This is a genomic window from Frankia sp. CeD, assembly GCF_000732115.1.
Lineage (GTDB): Bacteria > Actinomycetota > Actinomycetes > Frankiales > Frankiaceae > Frankia > Frankia casuarinae.
The window spans coordinates 1-5683 of record NZ_JPGU01000081.1; the positions used below are offsets into that span (position 1 = coordinate 1).

Here is a 5683-nt window from a genome sequence, read left to right on the forward strand (position 1 = left end):
GGGAAGTGCCGCTCGGCCATCGCGACGACGACGTCGGCAGCTTTCAGGCTCAGCCCGGGAAGTCGATACACTGGAGGCACCCTCTTCGTGGTCGATGTGTTTTCTTTGGTAAGACTCACATTCCACGAAGAGGGCCTCTCATGCCCATGGCAGGTTGGATTTCCTGAAGTGCCGGGCGGAACGCGGGAGAATTCCCGGTTCGCTGTCGGTCGGGCTGTTTCGATCGGGTTGTCCGCTCCCCGTGCTGGCGGGAACCGATACGGGGCCTGACCGAACCAGCCGGATATCCGTTCCGAAATCGACTATGACAAGTTTCCGAAAAACTCCGAAGTGTCCCTCCTTCGTAGGTGAGTTGGGGCAGGCAGGACCGGCGGCGGGTCTTCTTCGGTNCCNGTGGNGGGCNCCGNCCAGCACCGCCGGTCCCGCGTCTTTGGGGAAGCCGAGCGCCTACCTCCGCCGGTTGGCGGCGCGCCCTACGCCGACGTCTCGATGGCGGGCGCGGTGAAAAAGCTGAGGAGCCGGTCGCGGATGACCTCAGCCAGGCGCTCCGGTGGACGGGCGCCGCAGTCCACGCGCAGGACGTCAAAGCCGGCCTGGATCAGCCGCTCGGTGGCCTGGCGGTAGAAGTGGGCCTCGGCGTGGCTGGAGCCGGGGGGCGAGCTGGAAGCGGTTGTGCGCGCCCCGCTCCACCAGGCGCCGGGCGATGATGTCGGGGTCGGCCTCGAGGATGACGCACAGGTCGGGCCGGGCGGCTTCGGCGTTGAGCGCCCAGAGGAAGGCCGGGTCCAAGCCGTCGAAGCGCTGCATGACCAGCCCCGACGGCACGTAGCGGTCGGAGATGATGGTTTGGCCCAGCTCCAGATGCGGCCGGATCTCGGTCTCGATGTGGTGGTAGCGGTCCGCCGCATACAGGCAGGCCAAGGCGTGGCCGGTGACGCTTTCGGTCAACTCGCGGGCCAGTACACCGATAGGGCCGGCGGACGGTTCGGCCGTGACGTGGACGTCCTCGCCCGCCGCGACGAGCAGTTGGGCGAGGTGGCGCACGAGGGTGGACTTGCCTGCCCCGCTCGGCCCGTCCACGCTGATGAACAGCCCTCGGCGGTGATCAGAAAAGGGTCGCAGCCGGGTCATCGTCGCCTCCAGGGGGAAGGTCGCGGAGTTCGTCAAGGGACAAGGGGCGGCTGTCCGGGCCTGTTGCCAGCAGTGCGAACAGCCGGGCCGTCACCAGGGCGTCGTAGGTGGCTCGGTGGGGCCGGTGCTGTGGGTCCAGGCCGTCAGCCAGGCTGAAGGCCTCCACCAACGAGCCGAGCCGGTAGCTGACGCGCTCGGGCCGGAGCCGCCGCGCGAGCCTGAGCGTGTCGAAAACGTCCCGCGGTTCCCAACCTGGGAAGCTGCGCCGCAGGACGCCGAGGTCAACGTGTGCGTTGTGGGCGACGATCGCCACGCCTTCCAGGGCCGCGCGGATCTCCTTTTCCACGTCGGCCAGGACCGGCGCGCCTGCGACCATGTCGCTCGTGATGCCGTGGATGCGGCGGGCGAAGCCGGNGATCGGGCGCTCGGGCCGCAGGAGCCAGGCGGNCGGCTCCCCNATGGCGCCGCCGGNGATGGGCACCACCGCCAGCTCCACCAGGTCCGGCGGCTGCTGGCCGTTGCCCTCCACATCCACCACGGCGTAGTCCAGGCTCGTCCAGTCCGTCATGAGGCGACCGGCTCCTTCCATCCGATGTCAGCGCGGCCGTGGCGCCGCGCGTGGTGAGGATGGCGCACGTCGTGAACCTGGAAGCCAAGGGCGTGCTGGAGGAAGTAACGGGGCTGTTCGTGCGGGAGACCCGCGACCACGGCGGCCCGGTCGGTGATGTCTACGACCTCAAGGTCGTCTGTGTCGGGCACCGTGCTCGCGAGGGCCACCAACTCCTCTTGCGTAGGAACCTGGTGGGCGTCGTGGCACCGGCGGATCTGGCCGACCGGGCAGATATCGCACAGTTCCCGGACGCCGTAGTGGCCGTTGTAGTCGGGCAGGCCGTGGACGAACGACACCGCGCACGAGGTCTTACGAAACAGCTGGGTCCGGCCGCCGAGGGCTTCCAGTACCCGCCGCTCCAGGGTCTCGGGCACCACCTTGCGCCGGGCGGTGGCCGCGTACGGCTCCGGCAGGCCCGCAGCCTGGTAGTAGGCGGCGATTTCGTCCCGGTAGAAGAGGCCGGTGAAGACGGTAGCGTCGGCGTGCTGGCAAAGCTCAGCCGCGCGGGCCAAGTGCTCATCGGTGTCGTTGAGGCCAGGCACCAGGGGACGCCAGTAGAAGATCCTGCGGTAGCGCCGGGGCCGGACGGCGGTTGCCAGCCGCAGCGAGGCCGCCGCGACCTCGGAGGGGTGGGGCTCGATGCGCCGGTCCTCAATGCCGGAGTAGGTAAACAGCACGGTCAGCTTGACACTCGTCAGGCGGCCCAACCGCTCACAGTCCTCCGGCCGCAGCTGGTGCCGGGTGATGACGAGCACGTGGTTGGTGAGGCCGCGGGCGTCGAGGTCCTCCAGCACCGCGAAGGTGTGGGGCCGGACGGCCGGCAGAAACGGCTCGGTCGCCCGGTTGAAAAGCTGGACAGGCGTCGCTCCCGGCCGGAAGTAGGGGNGGCCGACAAGCTGGGCCACGGCCTCGGCGTCGGTCATCAGCGCCCGCGGCTGACGCTGGTCCCACAGGCCATAGGTGTGGCGGATGCAGTAGGCGCAGTCCAGCGGACACCCCTGGACGTGGTTGAGGGACAGTCCGCTCTTGCGGTACTCGACGACTTCCCGCGCCCGCGACGGCAGGCGTTCGATCTGTCCCGCGCTCAACAGCGGGACGAAACTGCGCACCCGGCGGCCCTCCAAACCTCCCCAAGCGGGGCAGCGTGACGTTGCCTCGCGTCGGAGAGTAAGGCGTCCATACCACAGGGCACCAGAAGATTTCTTTAGATTTCTCGAAACCATGAGAGAAGACCACAGCGGGCGAAACTAGACGCCATCCTCGGGGACGCCCGAAGCAAGATCCTCAATGACACCGTTGATGATCGCGCGCGCCGAACGACCGTAGCTGGCGACGGCCGCGAGCTCCTCGAAGGCGCCCGCGTACAGTTCGATCTCCTGCGGTTGGCGCAAATCCAGCGCCGCGCTGAAGGTCTCGATCAGGACCCGTTCGGTGTCGTACATCCAGAAGCCATGCCATGGCGACGTGGCGTACTGCGTCTCAAATCCGATGATCCCCAGCCGGACGTTGGGTAGCTGGGAGAACGAAATCAGGCGGTCAAGCTGGCCAAGCATGACGTCGGTGGGGCACAGCCGAAACCGGAGCGCGGCTTCGGTCAGTACGAAGTGAAACCGCTTATCGGGGCGGTACAAGATCTCTTGCCGCCGGACGCGGGCGGCCACCGCTTCGCCTATGTCGTTCGGCAGCTTCAGCCGGCGGATGCCCTCGGCGAACCGTGCCCGCGCATACTCGGCCGTCTGGAGCAGGCCGGGGATCACCGTGGCCTCGAAGGCCCGGAAGAGCCGCGTTCGCTCGTCCCACTCGATCAGCTCTTGTTGCCGCGGCTTCAAGCCGGTCCGTAGGATGCGTTGCCACTCCGCGTGCTGCACTTCGAGGGTGTGCAGGGCCGCGAGCAGGGCTTCGGTCTCCGCCTGGCTGCCGGTGGCCTCGGTCCAGCCCCTGATGTCGTCGTCGGTCGGGGTCTGCCGGCCGTTCTCCAGCTTGGACACCTTCGACGGCGGCCATGACAAAGACTCCGCGAGCTGCCGGCCGCTCATTGCGGCTGACGTGCGAAGCTCACGGAGTCGTTTGCCGAGCGCGCTGCGCGCCTCGTGGACGTTAGACGCGCCGGAGGTGCTGTTCGGTGACAAAATCGTCCCGTCTTACGGCGTGGTGCCAGGCGGCATCACGCCAGTAGTTGTGCCGTACGACCTCGGCCGGGTCCTCGACGACCTCACCGCCGAGGAAGCGGGTTGCCTCATCGAAGACCATCCGAACCAGCTTGGATGAGTCGAACAACCAGTAGTCGTGGCCCGGCAGGCCGCCGGCCTCGGCCAGATCGCGCGTCAGGTAGCGGATGTCCTCGCCCGCCCCGTTCGTGAACTGCGCGCACCACACCCCGAACCGGCTGTAGTCGGTCAGCGGCAGGCTCACCACCCGGACGCGGGCGAACCTACGGCCGGCGGCAGTCGCCTCCCTGAGCATGTCCAACCAGCTCTGCATCCACAGAAGGTCATCCGGCTCGCCCGCGAGGAACCGGCGCAGCGACTCGTTCTCGTAGCTGGCGTCGTAGGTGTCGCGCGCCTCCAAGCGGTATGCGGTGTGCTCGAAGGAGTGGAAGAGCTGCCGGAACTCGGGGCCGGGTGGGATGAGCTGGCTCAGTGCTCCCCCTCCTGCTCCAGGTAGCGGCGGGNGNAGAANTTNAGGACTTCCTCCNGGNTCTCGATCAANGNCTCGTGGTCAGGGACGGCACCGATGTCCGCGAGCGCCTGGGGGTCGGTCACCTTCCACCCCTGGGCGATGTAGGTCACGCGGTCCGTGCGGTCGGTGGCGAACAGGGTCGGTGAGTTGTCTATCTGGGACTCGGGGTCCTTGCCGAGGAACCGGACGCGCACGGGTGCCTCCGTTGCTAGAAACATCGCGAACCGTTCGGCATCCATGGTGACGAACCGGACGGAGGACGTCAACCGAGGGCCGTCGTACGTGATCCGGAACCTCGTACTGTGCTCGCGCCTGACCGGGCTCGGCGCCGAACCGTGTCCCTCCCGCTGCCTGCGCTTGAAGGAAGTACAGGGAAGTTGCACCACCCTGGCCCGCACCAACCCTGGCCCGCACCAACCGCCGCCGGTGCGCCCGCCCTGAACGGTGCGCCACCGGCTGATTACACCTTGACAACCTGATATTGCTAGAGCCGGGCATGGAGGAACCAACCATGTCCAATGATCGAAATGAAAAATGTGAAGACCGTATCGACGCCCAGCTTTTGAACCTGGAACGGTGGTACAGGCGAAGGTACAAACGCTTAGATAAGGCGCTACGGGCCAACGACTACGCCCGCGAGGAAGAAATACGCGAAGAGCTGGCACCCTTGGCGGTGTCGGCGCGGCGGCTGGTGCGGGTGGAGTTCTTTTGGGGCGGCCCCTCGGCGCATATGGACGCGGAGGTGGACAATGGCCAGGTGGTGGCCGCCACATTCCACTTCCTGGACTGGTTTGACGGTGCGTCCCGAAGTATTAGCGACAGTAGCAACCCCGCCCTCATGCGGCTGGCCGAGGACATGGCAGAGGTGGCGCTATGATCACTTGATTCCGCCGTGCGTGCGGTACTGAAGGAACAACGACAGTTCCAATGGAGCAACGTCCTAACGCTCGCGGTTGCGGTAGGTGTTCTTGACAAGGAGTCTCAGGCGGGTTCGGAGACGGGAACAGAGTACTGGGTCGGCGAGGATCACTGGCGCCATGTGCAGGAGCAGATTGTAGGCTTGCTCGACGACGCACTCACTGCGGACGGACCGACTCGACTTCCCGATGACGCGGCAGCAATGGTGTTTGAAATTCTCCAGCCCCTTTTGGGTGGTGTTTCGGATAGCGAAGGTGTCGGTCACACGGATATGGACGCTCTGACGGCAGGGCGACGTCAAAGTAGGTACGGCGTGGCGTCTTGAGTTTGTGGTCGGCTACTGCT

Annotated in this window: 8 protein-coding genes; 2 read left to right on the forward strand and 6 right to left on the reverse strand. The window is 66.6% G+C overall.

Annotation, left to right across the window (positions count from 1 at the left end):
* Window positions 1-582: 582 nt before the first annotated feature.
* From tmk to CED_RS20730, 6 genes are all read right to left on the reverse strand, one after another.
* On the reverse strand, window positions 583-1131 hold the full coding sequence (tmk, locus tag CED_RS21780) for a dTMP kinase (protein ID WP_200875451.1): 549 nt from the start codon (window positions 1129-1131) through the stop codon (window positions 583-585).
* Window positions 1106-1699 carry a 3'-5' exonuclease gene (locus CED_RS20710; RefSeq protein ID WP_035913527.1) on the reverse strand — a complete coding sequence of 198 codons (594 nt, stop codon included), beginning with the start codon at window positions 1697-1699 and terminating at the stop codon, window positions 1106-1108. The genes tmk and CED_RS20710 overlap by 26 nt, the downstream gene beginning before the upstream one ends.
* Window positions 1696-2850, reverse strand: coding sequence for a radical SAM protein (locus tag CED_RS20715; RefSeq protein WP_035913539.1), 1155 nt, complete (start codon window positions 2848-2850; stop codon window positions 1696-1698). Before CED_RS20715 ends, CED_RS20710 begins: the two co-directional genes overlap by 4 nt.
* A 138-nt stretch (window positions 2851-2988) precedes the next feature.
* Entirely contained in the window at window positions 2989-3870 is an 882-nt protein-coding gene (locus tag CED_RS20720) for a helix-turn-helix transcriptional regulator (RefSeq protein ID WP_035913529.1), read from the reverse strand.
* Window positions 3839-4381: a DUF6879 family protein gene (locus tag CED_RS20725; protein WP_035913532.1), complete on the reverse strand. Its 543-nt coding sequence runs from the start codon at window positions 4379-4381 to the stop codon at window positions 3839-3841. The genes CED_RS20720 and CED_RS20725 overlap by 32 nt, the downstream gene beginning before the upstream one ends.
* On the reverse strand, window positions 4378-4638 hold the full coding sequence (locus CED_RS20730) for a hypothetical protein (protein ID WP_200875452.1): 261 nt from the start codon (window positions 4636-4638) through the stop codon (window positions 4378-4380). Before CED_RS20730 ends, CED_RS20725 begins: the two co-directional genes overlap by 4 nt.
* Before the next feature lie 293 nt (window positions 4639-4931).
* On the opposite strand from CED_RS20730, the gene CED_RS24060 reads away from it, so the two are divergent.
* Both CED_RS24060 and CED_RS24065 read left to right on the forward strand, forming a co-directional pair.
* Window positions 4932-5297 carry a hypothetical protein gene (locus CED_RS24060; RefSeq protein WP_133056881.1) on the forward strand — a complete coding sequence of 122 codons (366 nt, stop codon included), beginning with the start codon at window positions 4932-4934 and terminating at the stop codon, window positions 5295-5297.
* 15 nt (window positions 5298-5312) lie between these two features.
* Window positions 5313-5663: a hypothetical protein gene (locus tag CED_RS24065; protein ID WP_134351918.1), complete on the forward strand. Its 351-nt coding sequence runs from the start codon at window positions 5313-5315 to the stop codon at window positions 5661-5663.
* Window positions 5664-5683 lie beyond the last annotated feature (20 nt).